Origin of the sequence: Paeniglutamicibacter sp. MACA_103, assembly GCF_045798555.1 — a bacterium.
In the GTDB taxonomy this organism is placed as follows: Bacteria; Actinomycetota; Actinomycetes; order Actinomycetales; family Micrococcaceae; genus Paeniglutamicibacter.
In genome coordinates this window covers 67120-85994 of sequence record NZ_JBIXLN010000013.1, presented here as the reverse complement: position 1 = coordinate 85994, position 18875 = coordinate 67120, and the positions used below count along the sequence as shown (strand labels likewise).

General features: G+C 67.9%; 17 protein-coding genes. 11 read left to right on the top strand and 6 right to left on the bottom strand.

Annotated features, from left to right (window positions below):
- Nucleotides 1–39: 39 nt before the first annotated feature.
- On the top strand, nucleotides 40–945 hold the full coding sequence (locus ACIPVK_RS08430; protein ID WP_407611518.1) for a carbohydrate ABC transporter permease: 906 nt from the start codon (nucleotides 40–42) through the stop codon (nucleotides 943–945).
- Nucleotides 945–1832, top strand: coding sequence for a carbohydrate ABC transporter permease (locus tag ACIPVK_RS08425; protein WP_407611517.1), 888 nt, complete (start codon nucleotides 945–947; stop codon nucleotides 1830–1832). The genes ACIPVK_RS08430 and ACIPVK_RS08425 overlap by 1 nt, the downstream gene beginning before the upstream one ends.
- Nucleotides 1833–1900: 68 nt before the next feature.
- Here the strand turns inward: ACIPVK_RS08425 and ACIPVK_RS08420 are convergent, their stop codons facing one another.
- A complete protein-coding gene (locus tag ACIPVK_RS08420) occupies nucleotides 1901–2656 on the bottom strand; it encodes a 4'-phosphopantetheinyl transferase family protein (RefSeq protein WP_407611516.1) in 756 nt (251 codons plus the stop codon).
- 122 nt (nucleotides 2657–2778) lie between these two features.
- Between ACIPVK_RS08420 and ACIPVK_RS08415 the strand changes: the two genes are divergently transcribed.
- The 4 genes from ACIPVK_RS08415 (at nucleotide 2779) to ppk2 (ending at nucleotide 9680) form a co-directional block, all read left to right on the top strand.
- Nucleotides 2779–3093, top strand: a complete 315-nt coding sequence (locus ACIPVK_RS08415; RefSeq protein WP_407611515.1) for a hypothetical protein — start codon at nucleotides 2779–2781, stop codon at nucleotides 3091–3093.
- A gap of 258 nt (nucleotides 3094–3351) precedes the next feature.
- Nucleotides 3352–7254, top strand: coding sequence for a Pls/PosA family non-ribosomal peptide synthetase (locus ACIPVK_RS08410; RefSeq protein ID WP_407611514.1), 3903 nt, complete (start codon nucleotides 3352–3354; stop codon nucleotides 7252–7254).
- Nucleotides 7251–8666, top strand: a complete 1416-nt coding sequence (locus ACIPVK_RS08405) for a M1 family metallopeptidase (protein WP_407611513.1) — start codon at nucleotides 7251–7253, stop codon at nucleotides 8664–8666. Before ACIPVK_RS08410 ends, ACIPVK_RS08405 begins: the two co-directional genes overlap by 4 nt.
- A gap of 87 nt (nucleotides 8667–8753) precedes the next feature.
- A complete protein-coding gene (gene ppk2, locus ACIPVK_RS08400) occupies nucleotides 8754–9680 on the top strand; it encodes a polyphosphate kinase 2 (RefSeq protein ID WP_407611512.1) in 927 nt (308 codons plus the stop codon).
- A gap of 30 nt (nucleotides 9681–9710) precedes the next feature.
- On the opposite strand, the gene ACIPVK_RS08395 is transcribed toward ppk2, so the two are convergent.
- Together ACIPVK_RS08395 and ACIPVK_RS08390 are read right to left on the bottom strand one after the other, a co-directional pair.
- Complete coding sequence (locus ACIPVK_RS08395; RefSeq protein ID WP_407611511.1) at nucleotides 9711–10493, bottom strand: methyltransferase domain-containing protein; 783 nt, start codon at nucleotides 10491–10493, stop codon at nucleotides 9711–9713.
- A gap of 15 nt (nucleotides 10494–10508) precedes the next feature.
- The gene (locus tag ACIPVK_RS08390) at nucleotides 10509–11075 is read right to left on the bottom strand and encodes an OsmC family protein (protein ID WP_407611510.1); all 567 of its coding nucleotides are present in this window, start codon (nucleotides 11073–11075) and stop codon (nucleotides 10509–10511) included.
- Between the two features lie 143 nt (nucleotides 11076–11218).
- Between ACIPVK_RS08390 and ACIPVK_RS08385 the strand changes: the two genes are divergently transcribed.
- The 3 genes from ACIPVK_RS08385 (at nucleotide 11219) to ACIPVK_RS08375 (ending at nucleotide 14605) form a co-directional block, all read left to right on the top strand.
- Entirely contained in the window at nucleotides 11219–11974 is a 756-nt protein-coding gene (locus ACIPVK_RS08385; RefSeq protein WP_407611509.1) for an ArsR/SmtB family transcription factor, read from the top strand.
- The gene (locus ACIPVK_RS08380) at nucleotides 11961–13325 is read left to right on the top strand and encodes a rhodanese-like domain-containing protein (protein ID WP_407611508.1); all 1365 of its coding nucleotides are present in this window, start codon (nucleotides 11961–11963) and stop codon (nucleotides 13323–13325) included. Before ACIPVK_RS08385 ends, ACIPVK_RS08380 begins: the two co-directional genes overlap by 14 nt.
- Before the next feature lie 83 nt (nucleotides 13326–13408).
- The gene (locus tag ACIPVK_RS08375; RefSeq protein WP_407611541.1) at nucleotides 13409–14605 is read left to right on the top strand and encodes an MFS transporter; all 1197 of its coding nucleotides are present in this window, start codon (nucleotides 13409–13411) and stop codon (nucleotides 14603–14605) included.
- A gap of 197 nt (nucleotides 14606–14802) precedes the next feature.
- Here the strand turns inward: ACIPVK_RS08375 and ACIPVK_RS08370 are convergent, their stop codons facing one another.
- Nucleotides 14803–15858 carry a YncE family protein gene (locus tag ACIPVK_RS08370; protein WP_407611507.1) on the bottom strand — a complete coding sequence of 352 codons (1056 nt, stop codon included), beginning with the start codon at nucleotides 15856–15858 and terminating at the stop codon, nucleotides 14803–14805.
- A gap of 885 nt (nucleotides 15859–16743) precedes the next feature.
- Between ACIPVK_RS08370 and ACIPVK_RS08365 the strand changes: the two genes are divergently transcribed.
- Nucleotides 16744–17145 (top strand): VOC family protein, encoded by a 402-nt coding sequence (locus ACIPVK_RS08365; protein WP_407611506.1) that lies wholly within the window; start codon nucleotides 16744–16746, stop codon nucleotides 17143–17145.
- 192 nt (nucleotides 17146–17337) lie between these two features.
- Here the strand turns inward: ACIPVK_RS08365 and ACIPVK_RS08360 are convergent, their stop codons facing one another.
- Both ACIPVK_RS08360 and ACIPVK_RS08355 read right to left on the bottom strand, forming a co-directional pair.
- Nucleotides 17338–17604: a hypothetical protein gene (locus tag ACIPVK_RS08360; protein WP_407611505.1), complete on the bottom strand. Its 267-nt coding sequence runs from the start codon at nucleotides 17602–17604 to the stop codon at nucleotides 17338–17340.
- A gap of 52 nt (nucleotides 17605–17656) precedes the next feature.
- Nucleotides 17657–18289, bottom strand: coding sequence for a MerR family transcriptional regulator (locus ACIPVK_RS08355; protein WP_407611504.1), 633 nt, complete (start codon nucleotides 18287–18289; stop codon nucleotides 17657–17659).
- A gap of 83 nt (nucleotides 18290–18372) precedes the next feature.
- Here ACIPVK_RS08355 and ACIPVK_RS08350 point away from each other — a divergent pair, with 83 nt between their 5' ends.
- The gene (locus ACIPVK_RS08350; RefSeq protein ID WP_407611503.1) at nucleotides 18373–18789 is read left to right on the top strand and encodes a hypothetical protein; all 417 of its coding nucleotides are present in this window, start codon (nucleotides 18373–18375) and stop codon (nucleotides 18787–18789) included.
- The last annotated feature ends 86 nt before the right edge of the window (nucleotides 18790–18875 follow it).

Below are 18875 nucleotides of genomic sequence, written 5' to 3'. Positions count from 1 at the left end.
CCAAATGTTTAAGACGCCACTTTCTTCTGAGAGGAAACCATGCTGAGGCGCGTAAAACACTGGGGACCGGGACTCTTGCTCCTGGCACCGACCATCATCCTGATTGGCGTGTTCGTCTACTGGCTCATCATTGAGAACTTCCGGGTCAGTCTCACCAACCAGCACACCGCCAGGCCCAGCGACGACTACGTCGGCTTCTCGAACTACACCAACCTGCTGGCCGACCCGAACTTCCAGCACTCGCTGTGGAACCTGCTGATCCTCACCATCGTCTTCCTCGCCGGAACGCTGATCTTCGGCTTCCTCTGGGCCTGGATGCTGGACAAGCCCGCCAAGGGCGAGGGCTTCTTCCGTGCCATCTACCTCCTGCCCATGTCCGTTTCGTTCATAGCCTCGGGTGTCGTGTGGCGCTGGCTGCTCTCCAGCCTCCAGACCGACCAGCCCGGAGGGGAACGCACCACGGGCCTGAACCGGCTGCTCGATTCGGTGGGCCTGGGATTCCTGCAGAACGACTGGTGGTCCAACCCCACCTGGGGCATTGCCGCCATCGCCGTCCCGGCCATCTGGCAGCTCTCCGGCTACGTCATGGCCCTCTTCCTGGCCGGCTTCCGGGGCATCCCCGAGGAACTGCGCGAGGCCGCACGGATCGACGGCTGCAGCGAATGGAAGCTCTACCGGCACGTGATCTTCCCGCAGCTGAACCCCGTGATGCTTTCGGCCGTGATCATCATCGGACACATGTCCCTGAAGCTCTTCGACCTGATCCGCGCCATCGTCCCCGACGCCAACACCTACGACGTGCAGGTCCCCGCGACCATGATGTGGGTCAAGTACATCGGCAGCGACTATGCCGATGCCGCGGCGATCGGCACGATCCTGCTGGTGCTCGTGGCGCTGGTAGTCATCCCCTACCTCATGTACACCTCGCGAGCGGAGAAGCGCTGATGGCCACCTCGATCCTTGACCGCTCCGCGGCACCGGCACCGCTGCCCGCGGCGATCGCCCCGAACTCCGGGCGCCGCCGGATCAACCGCACCCTGAAGTACGCGCTGCTGCTGTTCTTCGTGATCGTGGTGCTGATCCCCGCCTACGTCCTGTTCATCACCAGCTTCAAGGGCACCGCCGACGCCGACCCGTCCCGCGCCTGGTTCCTGCCCACCGCCTGGGAAACAGGTGGCTGGTCCAAGGCCTGGACCACCCTGGCCCCGGCCCTGGGCCGGACCTTTGCGCTGGTGGTTCCGGCAGCCATCATTTCCGCCACCCTGGGCTCCCTCAACGGCTATGTGCTCTCCAAATGGCGTTTCCCCGGTGCCAACGTGGTGTTCACGCTGATCCTCTTCGGCATGTTCATCCCCTACCAGGCGGTCATGATCCCGCTGACCCAGCTGATGAACGACCTCGGGGTGCCGCAGGGCATCCCCTCGCTGATGGTCCTGCACATCGTCTACGGCCTGCCGATCTGCACGCTGATCTTCCGCAACTACTACGAATCGGTGCCCGGCGAACTCATCGAGGCTGCCCGCATGGACGGGGCGGGGATCATCCGCACCTACGCCTCGGTGATCCTGCCGATCTCCGCCCCGGGCTTCGTGGTCGTGCTGATCTGGCAGTTCACCTCCGCGTGGAACGACTACCTGTTCGCGGCGTTCTTCTCCTCGGGACGCAACGGCCCGGTCACCATCGCGCTGAGCTTCCTGGCCGGCGGCCAGCTCACCGACTACGCGGCGTCCATGGCCGGGGCGCTGATCGCCTCGGTGCCGACCCTGGTCGTCTACATCCTGCTCGGCAAGTACTTTGTCGGCGGGCTGATGAGCGGCTCCGTCAAGGGCTGACCCGGGGCCCGACCCACGTCGCACGGGCGGCGCTTGCCGGTATCGGCGAGCGCCGCCCGTGGGTTTTCTCAGGCCGTCGGGGCCCACACGATGGAGCCCACCAGGTGGGCGGGAAGCATGGTTCCCAGGGAGTCGATGCTTTCGGGCTCCAGGTCCAGCACCCGGATCCCGGGGCTGCCCAGCAGCGGATGCCGATTCTTCCCGGCGACCGCGGGAATGCCGCCTTCCCCCGCCAGTCCCTCCCCGCCGGCCTTGGCGACGGCCTCCTTCAGGGCCCACCACCGGGCCCGCAGCCGCTGGCGTTCGGGTTCCGGGAGCAATTCGAGTTGTGCGCGTTCCTCCGGCGCGTAGGCATAGTCCTCCAACATGCCCCCGTCCCCCGGGGCAAACGCCCTGTCATCCAGGTCTGCCAGGTCCACACCCAGCCGGTCGGTGCCGGGTGCCAGTCCCAGCAGCAGCCAACCCGCGGTCCGTGCATAGGAGAGGGTGAAGGAATCCCCGGCCCCCGGCAGCCCCAGACTCGGGGTCCCGTGCGCCGTCGACGCGCACTGCGGACAATACTGCGTGAGCTCGAGCTCCCCCGGAAGGATCCGGCGGCGCGGGGGCAGCGCACGGTTCAACAGCCCGGCCGCCAGGACCCTGACGAGGATCCGCCCGGCTACGAAGTCCTCGCGCGGGCGCCCCTCAAGGTAGCCGCCTGCACGTTTCAGTTCGCTGGCCCGCAAGGGGAGATCGGCGTGCGTCGCGGCCTCGGCCAGCGGGGCGGCCGCCCACCAGGGCGCCGGGAACCCCGGTTCGAGGCCGGTGCCCGAAAGTCCGTGCATTCGCGATTCTCCCTCCCTGGCGGCTGCTTGACTTGGATGCGTGGCCGGCAAGTGCTGCATTGAGTATTGCCCATCTGGGATGATGGCAGGAACCAGGCATCCTCGCACTCCCCGGACACGACATGAACGAGATTGAACCGGCCTCATACAAGTTCACCACGGCGAGCGGCAGCCTCTACCTCCTGGAGATCGCCCCCGCGCGGGCAACCCTGACCCGTCTGCCCCGGGAATCTGTTCCCGAGCCCGCCTTGGCTGACCGGCCGTCGGCCCTGCGGAAGGACGAGCAACCCGTCGAGGTGCTGCGCATCCTGCAATTCGGAATCGGCCTGAACGGGATCTTCGTGCTGGACCTGCGCGGGGACGGCGTCCCGACGCTCAGGACAACCTCCCCCATCCGCGGCATCGAGGCCCTGGAGGGACCCGCCGCTTCCCCCTAGCCGTGAACCCGACATGCGGATTCGTGAGGCATCACACGGCCATGGATGCCCATGTGACGCGGCTTTGACGGAAACCGCGTGACCCCCGTCCCTTGGACACCTTCCGTTAACCTTTCGTCGTTACGGTAACCCCGTACGTGCCGACCGGGCGGTGGCGGACGCCTTGAACGGGGTGCCGCCGGAGCAGGGGTGGGCTCCATCGTCCGAGCCCGTCCCCTGTAAGGGGCCGGGGCCGAGCACCACGCCAAGAAAGCCGCAGTGGAAACGACTCCCAGCATTTCCGAGAATGGAACCACCGCCCCCTTGTACCTGCCGCAGTACCCGGGCAGCGACCTGACACCGGCGCCCCGCACCCTCCTGGACATCCTTGAGGCAAGTGCGGCCGCCCACCCCGAGGCCCCGGCACTTGATGACGGCGAGCGCTCGCTTACCTACGCGGACCTGCTTGTGGCCATCGAGGAGACCGCGGCACGCCTGCGGGCCGCCGGCCTCGGCGCCGGGGACCACATCGGCATCCGCATCCCCTCGGGCACCCGGGACCTGTACATCGGCATCCTGGCCACCATGAAGATCGGCGCGGCCTACGTCCCCGTCGATGCCGACGACCCCGAGGAACGCGCCCGGCTGGTCTTTTCCGAGGCCAAGGTCGCGGCCGTCATGGGCGAAAAGGGCAAGGTCACCACGCTGCGCGCGACGCCGAACCCGGCCGAGGCCCGCGACGCCGGGCTGGGCGACGACGCCTGGATCATCTTCACCTCCGGATCCACCGGCACCCCCAAGGGCGTGGCCATCACCCAGCGCTCGGCGGCCGCCTTTGTCGACGCCGAGGCCCGGATCTTCTTGGCAAGCGACCCGCTGGGTCCCGAGGACCGCGTGCTGGCGGGGCTCTCCGTGGCCTTCGATGCCTCCTGCGAGGAAATGTGGCTTGCCTGGCGCCACGCCGCCTGCCTGGTGCCGGCCCCGCGCGCCCTGGTGCGTTCGGGCATGGACCTGGGGCCCTGGCTGGTGACTCGCGGGGTTACCGTGGTCTCCACCGTCCCCACGCTCGCTGCCCTCTGGCCCGCCGAGGCCCTGGAAAACGTCCGGCTGCTGATCTTCGGCGGCGAGGCCTGCCCGCCGGAGCTTGCCGCCCGCCTGGCGGTTCCGGGGCGCGAAGTCTGGAACACCTATGGCCCCACCGAGGCCACCGTGGTGGCCTGTGCCGCGCAGATGGACGGCACCGACCCGGTGCGCATCGGCCTGCCGCTGGACGGCTGGGACCTGGCGGTCGTCGACGCCTCGGGCTTCCCGGTGTCCCCCGGGCAAAGCGGGGAACTGATCATCGGCGGCGTCGGGCTCGGGCGCTACCTGGACCCGGCCAAGGACGCGGAGAAATACGCGCCCTTCGAGACCCTGGGTTGGGAGCGCGCCTACCGCTCGGGTGACCTGGTGCAGGCGGACCCCGAAGGCCTGGTCTTCCTGGGCCGCATGGACGAACAGGTCAAGCTCGGCGGCCGGCGCATCGAGCTGGGCGAGATCGATGCGGCGCTGCAGTCGCTGCCCGGGGTCTCCGGCGCAGCGGCCGCGGTGAAGACCACCGCCGCGGGAAACCAGATCCTCGTCGGATACCTGGCCGCGGATCCCGCCTACGACACCTCTGCTGCGCGCGGCCGGCTTGCCGACACGCTTCCGGCCCCGCTGATCCCGCTGCTCGCGGTCGTCGACACCCTTCCCACCAAGACCAGCGGCAAGGTCGACCGCAATGCCCTGCCCTGGCCGCTGACCGGCGCCAAGGCTTCCTCCGATGCCGGTGTCCTGCCGGAGCTGGGCGAGGACGCACAATGGGTCGTTGAGCAGTGGACCCGGGTGCTGGGCACCGAGGTCGGGTCGCTGGATGCCGACTTCTTCGCCTCCGGCGGCGGTTCGCTCTCGGCAGCCCAGCTGGTCTCCGCCCTGCGCGTGCGCTACCGCACCGTCACGGTGGCCGAGATCTACTCCCACCCGCGCATCGGATCCCTGCTCGAGGCCCTGGGCACCAGCTCCGGCGCCGAACCCGAGACCAGAATCGTCGAGCGCACCACCCGGCGCGCCCAGGTCTTCCAGACGCTGATGGGCATCCCCACCTTCATCCTGGTGGGCATGCGCTGGCTCGTGTACCTGGCCGCCGGCAACAACGTGCTCGGCGCCCTGGGCGTCTTCACCGACGCGCCGCGGCTCTCCTGGTGGGCGGTGGCCGCGCTCTGGCTCGTCTTCGTGTCCTCCCCCGGGCGCATGGCGCTGTCCGTCATCGCGGCGCGCCTGCTGCTGCGCAAGCTGCAGCCCGGGAACTACCCGCGTTCGGGCAAGGTGCACCTGCGGTTGTGGATGGCCCAGCAGATCGCCGACCTGGTCGATCCCGTCTCGCTGGGCAGCGCCCACTGGATCCAGTTCTACGCCCGCGCCCTGGGCGCCAAGGTGGGACATGACGTGCAGCTGCACTCTGTCCCGCCCGTCACCGGCCTGCTGTCGATCGGCCGCGGTGCCAGCATCGAGCCCGAGGTCGACCTCACCGGCTACTGGATCGACGGGGACCGCGTCCACGTGGGTCACATCGAGGTCGGCGCCGAGGCAAGCGTCGGGGCACGCAGCACGCTGATGCCCGGCTCCGTGGTCGCCGACGGCGTGGTGCTGGCCGCCGGTTCGGCGCTGGCCGGGCGCACCAAGGCGTTCTCCGCCTACTCCGGCTCCCCCGCCGAACGCAGCGGCAAGGCCAAGCCCGCCTGGCCGCAGGAGCCGTTGCGTACCCGCCGGGTGCGCAACGCGATGTTCGCCGTGGCCTCCTCGGCCCTCGGCGCCATTCCCCTGCTTTCCATCCTGGGGGCCATCATCGCGGCGGCCTTGCTGCTGCGCGGCCAGGAATCCCTGCACGAATCCCTGCTGCGGCTCACGCTGGCCGTCCCGGTGGCGGCACTGGTCTGGTTCGGGCTCAACATGCTGCTGGTCCTGGTGGCCACCCGCCTGCTGGGCCTTGGCCTGCGCGAAGGCTGGCACCGGGTCGACAGCCGGATCGGCTGGCAGGTCTGGGCCACCGAACGCCTGCTGGACATGGCCCGCGACCTGCTCTTCCCCCTCTACGCCTCGCTCTTCACCCCCGTGTGGCTGCGCCTGCTCGGCGCCAAGGTCGGACGCAACGTCGAGGCCTCCACGGTGCTGCTGATCCCCAAGATGACCACCATCGGCGCCGGGGCCTTCCTGGCCGACGACACCATGGTCGCCACCTACGAACTCGGCGGCGGCTGGATGAAGGTGGGCCGGGCCAAGATCGGCAAGCGTGCCTTCCTGGGCAACTCCGGCATCGCCGGGGCCGGGCGCCGCGTGCCGCGCAACGGCCTGGTCGCGGTGCTCTCGGCCACCCCCGCCAAGGCCAAGGCCGGGACCTCCTGGCTCGGCAGCCCGCCGGTGCGCCTGCGCCGCACCGCGGTGGCCTCGGACGACTCGCTCACCTATGCCCCGCCGCTGCGCCTGAAGGTTGCCCGCGCCCTGTGGGAAATCTGCCGCATCGTGCCCGTCGTGGTCACCGTCGGCGTCGCCGCCCTGGTGCTGGCGCTGCTGGACCTCCTGGCCGCGCAATACGGCTACCTGCTCGCGGCGCTGCTCAGCGGCGCGGTGATGCTCACCGCCGGTGCCGTCGCCGCAGCCTCCGCGGTGGTGGCCAAGTGGCTGCTGGTCGGCCCCATCCGCCCGGGCGAACACGCCCTGTGGAGCTCCTTCATCTGGCGCAACGAGGTCGTGGACACGTTCATCGAGATGGTCTGCGCCCCGTGGTTCGCCCACTCGGCGGCCGGCTCCCCCGCCCTGGTCTGGTGGCTGCGCGCCCTGGGCGCCAAGATCGGCCACGGCGTGTGGTGCGAGAGCTACTGGCTGCCCGAGGCCGACCTGGTCACCCTCGGGGACTCCTCGACGGTCAACCGCGGCACGGTGGTCCAGACCCACCTCTTCCACGACCGCGTCATGGCAATTGATACGGTGGAACTCTCCGCCGGATCGACGATGGGCCCGCACGGGGTCATCCTGCCGGCCGCCTCGCTGGCGGAAGGCGCCACCGTGGGCCCGGGTTCGCTGGTGATGCGCGGAGAATCCGTTCCCCCGTCGAGCTACTGGATGGGCAACCCCGTCCAACCCTGGAGCCAGCCGCGCGCATGAGCCACACCCCACCGATCGCCACCGCCACTGCCACTGCCACCACGGCATCCTTCATCCCGGATGCCTACGTGCCGCGCTCCGGCAGCGCCGACTACCGCGTGGTGCACTACGACCTGGACCTTGACTGCAAGCTGGGGGCCAACCGGCTCGACGGACGTGCCACCATCACCGCCGTGGCCGCCGCCGAGCTGCGGCGCATCATTCTGGACCTCTCAGGGCTGCGCGCCTCCCGCTGCCAGGTCAACGGTTCCAAGGTCGCCCGCTCCACACAAAAGGCCGGCAAGCTGGAGCTCCATCTGGTGACCCCGGTAAACGCCGGGGACACGTTCACCGTGGAGGTCCGCTACGGCGGTGTGCCGAACGTGCGCCAGGGAACCTGGGGCGAGGTCGGCTGGGAGGAACTCACCGACGGCGTGCTCGTGGCCGGGCAGCCCAACGGGGCCCCCACCTGGTTCCCCTGCAACGACCACCCCAGCCAAAAGGCGACCTACCGCATCGGCATCAACACCGATGCCGGGTACCGGCCGGTCTGCAACGGGCGGCTGGTGGACCGCCAGCGGCGCTCCAGCCGCGAACGCTGGACCTACGAGGTCAACGAGCCCATGGCCACCTACCTGGCGACGCTGCAGATCGGCCGCTACGAGCTGCGCGCGCTGGCCGGCACCGAGGCTGCCGCCGCCCCGCCGGGCGGACGCCGTGCCGGCGCCCCGGCACCGGTTCCGCAATTGGTCGCGGCGAACACCTCCCAGCTGCGCCGGGCCGCCTCCGCCCTGGCCGACCAGCCGCGGATGATGGAAACATTCATCGAGGCCTTCGGCCCCTATCCCTTCGAGGACTACACCGTCGTGGTCACCGAGGACGACCTGGAGATCCCGCTGGAGGCCCACGGGCTCTCCATCCTGGGCGACAACCACCTGGCCCCGGGCTGGGAGCAGCAGCGGTTGATCGCCCACGAGCTCTCCCACCAGTGGTTCGGCAACTCGCTGACCGTCGGGTCGTGGGAGGACATCTGGCTGCATGAGGGCTTTGCCTGCTATGCCGAATGGATCTGGTCCCAGGCCTCCGGCGGCCCGAGCACCGATGCGCGCGCCAGGGACGCCTGGGCCATGCTCGATTCCCTGGAGCAGGACATCGTCATCGGGGACCCCGGACCGGCGGACATGTTCGATGACCGGGTCTACAAGCGCGGAGCACTGACCCTGCACGCCCTGCGGCTGGCGGCCGGGGACCGCGCGTTCTTCGCGATGCTGCGGGCCTGGACCGGGGCCCGGCGCCACGGGACAGTAACCTACCCACTGTTCCGCGACCACGTCGACGCGCACCTGCCCACCGCCCTTTCCGCCGCGGCGTTCCTGGAACCCTGGCTCTTTGAAAAGGCCCTGCCGGCACTGCCTGCCCCGGCTGCCGTCTGACGCCCGCGCGGGCCGCGGATCGGCCGCGGCCCGCGCCCGCTTTTGCGCCGTGTAGACCGTGGTCACAAACCCCCTTCCGGGCACCCAATGTTCATCTTCCGTTCACTGCGCGCGGATACTGTCAACGCCATGCAATTGCTTGATTTGGCCGCCCACGGCTACTCCGTTCGCGACGACGACGATGACGACCCGGTGCTGTTGACCTCCACCGGGGAAGTCGTGGACACCTGGCGCGAGGACTTCCCGTACTCCTCGCGCCTGGACCGTGCGCAATACGACTTGGAAAAGCGGCTGCTGCAGATCGAGCTGCTCAAGCTGCAGGTCTGGATCAAGGCCACCGGCCGCCGCCTGGTGGTGCTCTTCGAGGGCCGCGACGCCGCCGGCAAGGGCGGGACCATCAAGCGCTTCACCGAGCACCTGAACCCGCGCGGCGCCCGGGTGGTGGCGCTGGAGAAGCCCAGCGAGCGCGAATCCACCCAGTGGTTCTTCCAGCGCTACATCGCGCACCTGCCGGCCGCCGGGGAAATGGTCCTCTTCGACCGCTCCTGGTACAACCGCTCCGGCGTCGAACGCGTCATGCGCTTCTGCACCCGCGAGCAGTTCGACAGGTTCATGCACCAGGCCCCCAACTTCGAGCGCCAGCTGGTCGACGACGGCATCACCCTGGTGAAGTTCTGGTTCTCGGTCTCCCGCCGCGAGCAGCTCACCCGCTTCACCATCCGCCAGATCGACCCGGTGCGGCAGTGGAAGCTCTCCCCCACCGACCTCGCCTCGCTGGACAAGTGGGACGCCTACACCGAAGCCAAGGAGGAGACGTTCCGCAGCACCGACACCGACTGGGCGCCGTGGACCGTGGTGAAGTCCAACGACAAGAAGCGCGCCCGGCTCGAGGCCATGCGCCACGTGCTCAGCCTGTTCGACTACGACGGCAAGGACCACGAGCTGGTGGGCTCCCCCGATCCGCACATCGTCGGACCCGCCGCCGCGGTCGTGGGCGACGGCGAAGAGTTCTAGCCTTCGCCGTGCCTTGCCATCCTCGGGTTTTCAGCGGGTCCGGGCCAGGAGCGAAACGCTCATGACGCCGTATCTGGCCGACGCGGCCCGGGCCCTGTCGGAAATGAATTCGTAGGGGTTCCTCTTCATTTGCCCCAGGACGAACCCACTGTCGGTGATCGCCCGTTGATAGGTGTCCGACTGGGCGGCGCCGCCAATGCAGGCGGCCCAGAGGTCGGCATTGCAGGTGATCCACGTGGCCAGCTGTTCTTTGGTGACGATGTCGGTGACGGCCAGGCGTCCTCCGGGTCGCAACACGCGTGCCGCCTCCCGGAAGACCGATGGTTTGTCCGGGGAGAGGTTGATGACTCCGTTGGAGATGACGCAGTCGAAACTTTCATCGGCAAAGGGAAGTTCTTCGATATGGCCGTGGACGAACGCGACCTGGGGAAAGTCCGCCGCCTTCCGGAGGCCTTCGGCCTTCCGAATCTGTTCCTCGGTCATGTCCAGGCCCACCACCCGTCCGCCGGCGCCCACCTTGACGGCTGCGACGAAGGCATCCATTCCGGAACCGGAGCCCAGGTCAAGCACCTCTTCGCCCTGGGCCAGTTCTGCCAGGTCAAAGCCGTATCCGACACCGGCGAAGGACTCGACGGCCGCGGCGGGGACCAGGTCCAACAGCGCGGGTGGGTAACCCAGCCGTTCGGCGAGGCCTCGCCCCATCGGGAAGTGGTAGTGGCCCGAGGGGTTCAGTGCGACCGCCCGATAGATCTGCTTGACCTTGGTCTCAAGCTCGCTTTGGTCCAGGGACGCCGGTGCCGTGGTTTCGCTCATTTCTGGGCCTGCGATTCAAACGACTTGAAGGGTGGTCTCGACCGGGACCGGTGCGGCCAGGGAATCCCGGACCGGGGAAGTGTCCTGGACATGGCGGCACAAGTCCTCCAGCTGTTCCCGGGTGGCGTTGGGGCTTGAGACCCGGGCGTGCGCCCTGATCGCGGTGAATCCCGCGCGCGGTCCGGCCAGGCCCAGGAATTTCCCGGCGTCCAGGTCGCCTTCCACCTCGATCTGCAACGAGGTGATCTCCAGGCCCAGGGCCGCCGCATTCGCGACATACCCGGTGGCATAGCAGAAACCCAGGGCCTGCAGGAGCAGTTCCACGGCGTTGGGGCCGGCGTTGTTTCCCAAAAGCACGGGCGGCTCGTCCGCTTCCAAGGTGAATCCCTCGCTGCGCGAGGTGTCTTGGACTCCGGCGTGGGTGAATTCCTGGATCCGCCCCACGCTGTGCGTGCCTTCGGTCCACGTACTGGTCGCCTTGAAGGTGAAGCCGCCCAGCCCGGGGTCGGATTCAATCGCCTTGATGGTTCCCAGCAGCTGGTCGACATCGATTCCGTTGCGGACGGTTACTGATGTTCCCATCGCAACCCGCCTCTTTTCTGGTTGGATCCGTTGCCGTTTTGCCGGCCCCCGGATACTATTCAAGTGGATACTTGAATATGACACCCGCCGGGTATATCTTGTCAAGTACCTACTTGAATTTAGTTGTGAAAGCGGGAAAACACATGGGTGACAGGGCAGCCAAGGACGCACTCTTCGATGCCTTCGCCTCCGTGGCCAAGGTGCTCGGCAGCGGCCGTCGCGCCGAGATCGTCGACGTCTTGGCCCAGGGGGAACGCGCCGTCGACGAAATCGCCGGCGAGATCGGGCAAAGCGTCGCGAACACCTCGCATCACCTCCAGCAACTCCTGCGCTCGGGACTGGTGCACTCCCGGAGGGACGGAACCCGGATCCACTACCGCCTCAGCGGGCCGGCGGTGGCCCAGCTCTGGGCGGCGGTCCGCTTGGTGGCCGCGGACCATGCGGCGAAGCTCGACGAGCTGGCCGCCGCCTACCTCGGGGACAGGTCGGCGCTGAACATCCTGACCCGGACGGAGCTGAGGGACCGGATGAACGGAGGCGACATCGTGGTGCTTGACGTCCGCCCCGAGCCGGAATTCCGGTCCGGCCACATAGCGGGCGCGGTCTCCGTCCCGGTGCGGGAGCTGGCGCAGCGGCTGCGGGAGCTGCCCGATGGCCACACCGTCGCCGCCTACTGCCGCGGGCCGTACTGCGTGTTCGCCGACGATGCCGTCAGGACCTTGCGCCGGCACGGCATCCCCGCGGTCAGGCTCGAGGACGGGTATCCAGAGTGGGCGGCGGCCGGCCTGCCGATCGAAACACCTGCGTCAGGATCACCCGGGGCGATATCAGGGCACCCGGCAACGGACGGCGGGAGCCGACCCCACCACGAACGAGTGTCCGGCCATGGCCACGCTTGACCTGATCCCCGTCATTGACGAAGGACTGGGCAACTCCACCTACCTGCTGGATCTGGGCGGCGGCCGCGCCCTGGCGGTCGATCCGGAGCGCGATGTGCGCGAGGTCCGGGCCCGGGCCGGCCAGCTCGGGCTGCAGATCGCCTTCGCCGTGGAAACCCACCTGCATGCGGACTTCGTCTCCGGCGTGCGCGAACTGTCCGAAGCGGACGGCGCGGAGGTTCTGGCCCCCGAGATCGGGCCGCGTGGATTCCCCGTGACGGGATTGGCCGACGGGGACACGGTGGCGTTGGGGGCACTGTCGCTCCGGGCGCTGGCCACCCCCGGCCATTCACCCGAGCACCTCTCCTACCTGGTCATCGGCAACGGCGGCATCGCGGGCGTTTTCACCGGCGGTTCCCTGATGGTGGGGACTGCGGGCCGCACCGACCTCACCGGGCAGGACCGGACGGTGCCGCTGGCCAAGGCCCAGTACCATTCCCTGCAGCGGCTGATGGAACTACCCGACCAGACACCGGTCTGGCCCACCCACGGGGCAGGCTCGTTCTGCTCCGCCGCGGCCGGCGGGGAACGGGTCACCACCATCGGACGGGAACGGGCCACGAACCCGCTACTGCAGCTTCGCGGCGAGGACGAGTTCGCCACGGCCCTGTTGGGATCCCTGGGAACCTTCCCCGACTACTTCCTGCGCCTGGGCGAGATCAACCGCCACGGACCTTTGGTGCTGGGCACCGCCCCGGACCTTCCCGCGCTGACGCCGGAGCGGGTCCGGGACCTGGTGGAGGCGGGCGCCCAGGTGGTTGACGTCCGCGCGGGTGCGGACTTCGCCGCCGGCCACCTCCCCGGTTCCCTCTCGATTGCGCTGCGTCCCGCGTTCGCCACCTGGCTGGGCTGGCTGGCCGATCCCGAGCGGCCCGTGGTGATCGTCCGCGACCCGGAGCAGGACGCTGGCGACATCGCGTGGGCGGCAGCCAAGGTCGGCTTCGACGCCCTGGCAGGGGAACTCGGTGGCGGCGTCGGGTCCTGGGACGGGGCCGCCGGCCTCGCGGTGGGGCTTGTGCCGGCCGGACGCCTGGCGACGGCCTCCGTGGGGGCCGTCCTGGATGTGCGCCAGGGCAGCGAGTACGCGGCGGGGCATGTTCGCGGTGCCCGCAATGTAGAACTCGGTGCACTGCTCCGCCACCTTGCCGAAGTCCCGGACGGTCCGGTGGCGGTGATGTGCGCACATGGCGAGCGGGCGATGAGCGCGGCCAGCATCCTGGCCCGGGCCGGCCGGGCAGGGGTCACCGTCCTGGAAGGAGGACCCAGGGACTGGGCCCGCGCGGTGGGCAGTGCGCTGGAATCGGGCGTGTGAACCACGGGCCAGCCCCGGAACCGCGGCGCGGGCCGCCCTCCGCCGGCCTCCGCTTGGGATTGCGGGCGAACCTCGCGCAGTTCATGCTGCTCGTCGCCGTCAACGCCCTGGTCGGGGGCACTCTGGGACAGGAACGCACGGTCCTTCCGCTGCTCGCCCGGCAGGTCTTCCATCTGGACCTGTACACCAGCGCACTGACCTACATCCTCGCCTTCGGCCTGGCCAAGGCCGCAGCCAACTACGTTGCCGGAACCCTCTCGGACCGGTACGGGCGCAAACCCGTGCTCGTGGCCGGCTGGCTGATCGCCCTGCCCGTCCCGTTCCTGCTCATCCTGGGGCCCTCCTGGGGATGGGTCGTGGCCGCGAACATCATTCTGGGCATCAACCAGGGGTTGACCTGGTCCACCACCGTGATCATGAAGATGGACCTGGCCGGCCCGGCCCGGCGCGGACTGGCCATGGGCCTGAACGAGGCAGCCGGCTATCTCGGCCTCGCCGCCACCGCCCTTGCCACCGGCCACCTTGCCGCCACCCACGGTCTGCGTCCGGCGCCCTTCCTGCTCGGCGCCGCCTACATCGCCCTCGGCCTCGGGCTCAGCGCCGGGGCCGTCAGGGAGACCCGGCAGCATGCGGCGGCCGAGGCTGCCGGCCACGTCGATCCCGGCACCCGGACGGGCGCGCCGCTGGGCAACCGCGAGGTCCTCACTCTCACAAGCTTCCGCGACAGGTCCCTGTCTTCGGTCTGCCAGGCAGGCATGGTCAACAACCTCAACGACGGCCTGGCTTGGGGGCTGTTTCCGATCCTGTTTGCCGCGGCCGGTCTGTCGGTTGGCCACATCGGCTTGTTGGCCGCCGTCTACCCCGCGGTCTGGGGTGCCGGGCAACTCGTGACCGGGCCCCTCTCGGACCGGATCGGACGCAAGATGCTGATCGTGGTTGGCATGCTCATCCAGGCCGTGGCGTTGGCCCTGACCGCGTGGGGGCACGGCTTCACCCTCTGGCTGTTTGCGGCGGTCCTGCTTGGTGCCGGGACCGCAATGGTTTATCCGACCTTGCTGGCCGCCGTCGGCGACGTCGCCCACCCGGCATGGCGTGCCCGCGCCGTCGGGGTGTATCGACTCTGGCGCGACGGCGGATTCGCCGTCGGCGCCCTGCTGTCGGGCCTGCTCGCCGACGCCTATGGCATCCCGGTGGCCTTGGCCGCCGTCGCGGGTCTCACCGCCGGCTCCGGACTACTCGTTGCGGTTCGGATGCGCGGCACCGACCACCTGCCAGGGTGAAGCCAAGCCACCTGGCGCGGGTTTCCCGGCTGGCTGCCGTGCCGAGGCCATGGGACGTGAAGCGCTCACGACTCGGCCACTGTCCGGGGTCGGAGCCATGTCTCACCGGGAGGAGATGCCCGCGCGCGGCATTTCGTTCCCCGCAAGAGTTTGATGAGCCCTTCTTCGGATATTCGCGGCCTGCCTTCGCCGGTTTGCTAACGGACCGTGTCTGATAAGGAGAGTTCTTCGACATTCACCCGGGCAATGGATAGGTCCCGATTCAACACGTACGCCCGTTCTTGGTCACGGCTGAAGACGATTGCCTGGCGAGGCTCCTTGAATCCATCCAGTGTCTTCACGACGGTGTTGTCGGAGACGTCGATGACGTCAATCGCGTTGTCGGCCTTGTTGCTGGCAAAAAGCAGTTTGCCGTCCGGCGACAGGGCGGCACCATACGGTTCGCGACCGACTGCGATTTCCTTCGTGATGCTTCGCTTCTGCAAGTCGACCACGGAGATACTGTTGCGCCCGCTGTTGGCGGCATACATGGTGTTCCCGTCAGCGGCAACGGAGATTCCCCGGATCTTGGAGAATCCGGTCAGTTCGCGGAGTATTTTCTTGCTGACGGCGTCGAAAACGGTGACCTTGTCGCCCTCGAAGTTCGTCACAAATACTTGCTTCCCGTCCTGAGACACTTTGAGGCCTTGCCTTGGCCGGGAAAAACCGGTGATGACGTCGGTCGGTTTCCGCGCCTGAAGATCGACCACCGTGACAGAGCTGTGCGCCTGGTTGTTCACATACATGGTTTTGCCATTCGGACTCACCGCCGTTCCGAATGCCCCCGGTCCGACCACGACTTCATCCTTCAGTTCACAGTCCTCCGTTCCGTAAAAACGGAGAGTGCCGAGGGTGCTGTCCGAGACGACAAATTGCGAGCCGTCATTAATAAACACGATGTTTCGCGGCGTGCCAAAGCCGTCGATCTTCTTGCGCAGCCCACCGTCGACCAGGTCATAGACCAGAAGTGATTTTTCGCGGCTGTCCGAGACCACCGCTGTCTTCTCATCCGGGCTCACCGCAAGGGAGTTGTTGGTGATGTCGGCGTCAAATCCGGTTCCATCCTCTTCGACGGCCGCCGGCTTCGAACTGGGCGCGACGCCGGCGGTCTGGGATTCGGCGCCGCTGGCGGTAACCGATGCCGAGTCGCAGCCGGCAAGGGCCAGCGCAATCAGGGATAGTGCCGCCAAGGTCGTACCCATTCGCTTGTTCATGAAAAGTGGCTCCTCTGGGGGTCTGTTCGTGAGATCGGGATCCGCGTGATGCCTGAGACACGTCGGAAGATTCGGCTGATGGTTTTCACCGGTTGCGGAGGGCATCCGTTCATGTCCGTGCCCAGCCAAGGAGCCTGACCATCGTTCCCAGCAGCCCCGCAGTACCAACATCGGCGGTGATTGGACGCTTGCGCATTTTCATCAGGATTCATCCTCGACTCGGTTTGGAGATTGAAGTGACTATCGCGGCGCCAAAGACCGGCTCCAGCAACTAAGACGAGGAATTGGGTCGAATAGTTCACTCACTAGCAGACCCTCCCGCCGTGCCCGACCCATCGGGCGCCGTCCAATGCCCTGGGTGCCCGCCGAAAGGGTCCATATCCTCGACCCACCGCCCATCGCCTGTTCGCGACAGGGTGCATTCGCGGAATCGGGGCCGTGCGCGGCCCCAGGGCAATGGCTTCCACGGCTACCGACTTTTCACGGCTTGAGGCGCCAAGTGCCTGCGCCTTCGGCGAATGGGAGAGGGAACGGTCACGGACCGTCGCAGGGAACTGAACCAAAGGTGCATCGAACCCTCCTTGACGCGTTCGTGCAGATGGTTCGGGGCTCAAGGCTGGCCGACGGCTACTCGTCGCACCTCACGGTAACGGAGGTACACGACTCCCGAGCGGACAGTGCGGTTTTCGGCGGGTGTGCGATCCTCCCGGAAACAGGCAAGGGCCGAGCCGAGGATTTCGGATACGCCGTGCGGCACGCCCGCGAAAATGACGATCACGGTGTCCCGCGCCGGATGCTCGCCCGAATCAAACATTTCCACCCGTTCAACCGCAGGGATTTTGGCGGTTGTTTGCAGGGATCACCCGACTTTGTATGATGAACCGCATGACAGCTCCCCTGATCTACATCAGTTTCCCCGGCACGGCGCGTGAAGCGCTTGGTTTCTATGAGGAAGTTTTCGGTGGGAAGCTCTCCCTGTACACCTACGCGGAATTCGGCCGCAATGACGGCCCCGCGGAAGCCATTGCCCATGGCCAACTCGACGGAATAGTTGCCGTGGCCGGATCGGATGCCCCCGAGGGAGGAAAAAGCGTCCGGATCGAAGGAATCATGCTGTCGTTGCTCGGGACCGCCGAACCAGCCATCCTCCATGAGTGGTTCGACAAACTCGCCGTTGGCGGCGTCGTGATGGACCCTCTATCACCAAAACCATGGGGAGCTTCCGATGGCCAGGTTGTCGATCGTCATGGACTTCACTGGCTCATCGGTTACGAGCCGGAGGCGTGAGCCTCCCTCATAGGGCCGCGCATCCGCGGTGCGGTGGATGGCCCTGCCCCGCATCGATCCAGCTGCGGCCTTGATCCCAGCGGCACGCCCGATGCGACTTCCGTGCCATTCGCGGCTCGAAGCCTTTGTTGGCCCCGCGTTGCGTCGTCCCCTGCCGTGACCCTGAGAGGCTAGACGCCCGGCATCAGCCATTCAACGCCCCAGCGGCTGCCCATACGGGTAATCGACCCATTCGCCGATACCCTCCTTCGGGCATGCCTGTTCGGCACCTTTCCGGGTGCTCGATGCATCCGCGGGATACCTTGAACCCTGGAGCACCGCATCCAGGCTCTCGACAGGCTCCTCGCGCCCGTCGGCGAATCTCACATCGAATCGAAAGTGGCGATAAGGACGTCGCAGCCAGCGGCTAGTGGCCCACACGGAGGTGGCACGGACGGCAACCGGGATTTCTGCACTCATGACTCCATCTTGGCACGAACCGAAGCGCTCCAACGTGCCAGGACGCGGTTGCCTACAGGCCCGGCTCCCCCGCAGCCCCGCCCAGCAACCGGCTTGCCAGGTCTTGGTGCGCCAGCCGGCGCATTGCGGCCAGGATCGGTTCATAGAGGGCCGTGCCGAGAACCGAATACTCCACCGCCCGGGACGTCTCGGTGCCGGGCAGCTGGGCCAGGTCCAGCTCCGCGATCGCCATGACGTGCCGCGCGTAGCCGTGCAGCCGTTCGCGGCCCATGGGCAGGCCGGCCGCCTCGGCGGCGGCCAATGCCTGTTCGAGCTGCGCCACCGCCGCGTAGCCGGGATCGTAGAGCTGGCCGATTTCCTCCAGTGCCGCCCGGGCCCGTGGATAGTCGCCGTCAGGGTCGGCCTCCACGGCCGGCGGCAGCACGGCGATGGCCCGGCCCAACGCGGCAAACGTGTCAGCCTCCGGCTCGTCGATGAGTCCCAGGATGGTGCGCACCGACGCCAGCGGCAGGCCCACCACCTCGGTCAACGCGCGGATCAGCGCCAGCCGGCGAACATGCTCCTCGCCGTAGTCGGCCCTGGTTGCCCCGATCGACTCCCCCGGGGGAAGCAGCCCCTCGCGCAGGTAGTACTTGACCGTCGCCAGCGGCACTCCGGAGCGCTGGAGAAGTTCCGACATCTTCATGTTGCAACCCCTTGCATTGGATAGTTAAGGTACCTACCTTGGATAGTACAGCTATCCAATAGGGTTCGAAAGGAACCACTCCCATGGAACCGAGCACACTGGTCCTCGCAGGAATCCTGCTTCTGGCCCTCATCACCGTCGAATCCGGCGGCGCCTTCCTCGTCCGCGTTGCCGCCGGCGGGGTGCCCGCCAACGACCTGCAGAAGTCCTGGTACCGGGCGGGGCACGCCCACGCCGCGGTCCTGCTGGTTCTGTCCCTGGCGATCCTCGCCTTCGCGGACCAGCTCGATGTCCCGGGCTGGGTCGGCTGGATTGCCCGCTCGGGAGTCCCCGTGGCCGCGATCCTCATGCCCGCAGGCTTCTTCCTCTCGGTGATCGGGAAAAACCCGGAGAAACCCAATCGGCTCTCGCTACTGATCGGCCTCGGAGCGGCGTCGCTCACCGCGGGTCTGCTGGCCGCCGGGATCGGGGCGATCGCCACCGGGGCCGGGGGCGCCTGAGAAAACTCGAAACGCCGGCTGCTCCCCCGTTGCCACGGGATTGCGCACGGTTTGTTCCCGGGCAATCGACTGGGCGGGTGCGACGA

What these genes read in the sequence shown, in the direction of transcription:
- ACIPVK_RS08430 (WP_407611518.1), top strand. Translation starts at nt 40, where the DNA reads ATGCTGAGGCGCGTAAAACACTGGGGACCGGGACTCTTGCTCCTGGCA.
- ACIPVK_RS08425 (WP_407611517.1), top strand. Translation starts at nt 945, where the DNA reads ATGGCCACCTCGATCCTTGACCGCTCCGCGGCACCGGCACCGCTGCCC.
- ACIPVK_RS08420 (WP_407611516.1), bottom strand. Translation starts at nt 2,656, where the DNA reads ATGCACGGACTTTCGGGCACCGGCCTCGAACCGGGGTTCCCGGCGCCC.
- ACIPVK_RS08415 (WP_407611515.1), top strand. Translation starts at nt 2,779, where the DNA reads ATGAACGAGATTGAACCGGCCTCATACAAGTTCACCACGGCGAGCGGC.
- ACIPVK_RS08405 (WP_407611513.1), top strand. Translation starts at nt 7,251, where the DNA reads ATGAGCCACACCCCACCGATCGCCACCGCCACTGCCACTGCCACCACG.
- ppk2 (WP_407611512.1), top strand. Translation starts at nt 8,754, where the DNA reads ATGTTCATCTTCCGTTCACTGCGCGCGGATACTGTCAACGCCATGCAA.
- ACIPVK_RS08395 (WP_407611511.1), bottom strand. Translation starts at nt 10,493, where the DNA reads ATGAGCGAAACCACGGCACCGGCGTCCCTGGACCAAAGCGAGCTTGAG.
- ACIPVK_RS08390 (WP_407611510.1), bottom strand. Translation starts at nt 11,075, where the DNA reads ATGGGAACATCAGTAACCGTCCGCAACGGAATCGATGTCGACCAGCTG.
- ACIPVK_RS08385 (WP_407611509.1), top strand. Translation starts at nt 11,219, where the DNA reads ATGGGTGACAGGGCAGCCAAGGACGCACTCTTCGATGCCTTCGCCTCC.
- ACIPVK_RS08380 (WP_407611508.1), top strand. Translation starts at nt 11,961, where the DNA reads ATGGCCACGCTTGACCTGATCCCCGTCATTGACGAAGGACTGGGCAAC.
- ACIPVK_RS08375 (WP_407611541.1), top strand. Translation starts at nt 13,409, where the DNA reads ATGCTGCTCGTCGCCGTCAACGCCCTGGTCGGGGGCACTCTGGGACAG.
- ACIPVK_RS08370 (WP_407611507.1), bottom strand. Translation starts at nt 15,858, where the DNA reads ATGAACAAGCGAATGGGTACGACCTTGGCGGCACTATCCCTGATTGCG.
- ACIPVK_RS08365 (WP_407611506.1), top strand. Translation starts at nt 16,744, where the DNA reads ATGACAGCTCCCCTGATCTACATCAGTTTCCCCGGCACGGCGCGTGAA.
- ACIPVK_RS08360 (WP_407611505.1), bottom strand. Translation starts at nt 17,604, where the DNA reads ATGAGTGCAGAAATCCCGGTTGCCGTCCGTGCCACCTCCGTGTGGGCC.
- ACIPVK_RS08355 (WP_407611504.1), bottom strand. Translation starts at nt 18,289, where the DNA reads ATGAAGATGTCGGAACTTCTCCAGCGCTCCGGAGTGCCGCTGGCGACG.
- ACIPVK_RS08350 (WP_407611503.1), top strand. Translation starts at nt 18,373, where the DNA reads ATGGAACCGAGCACACTGGTCCTCGCAGGAATCCTGCTTCTGGCCCTC.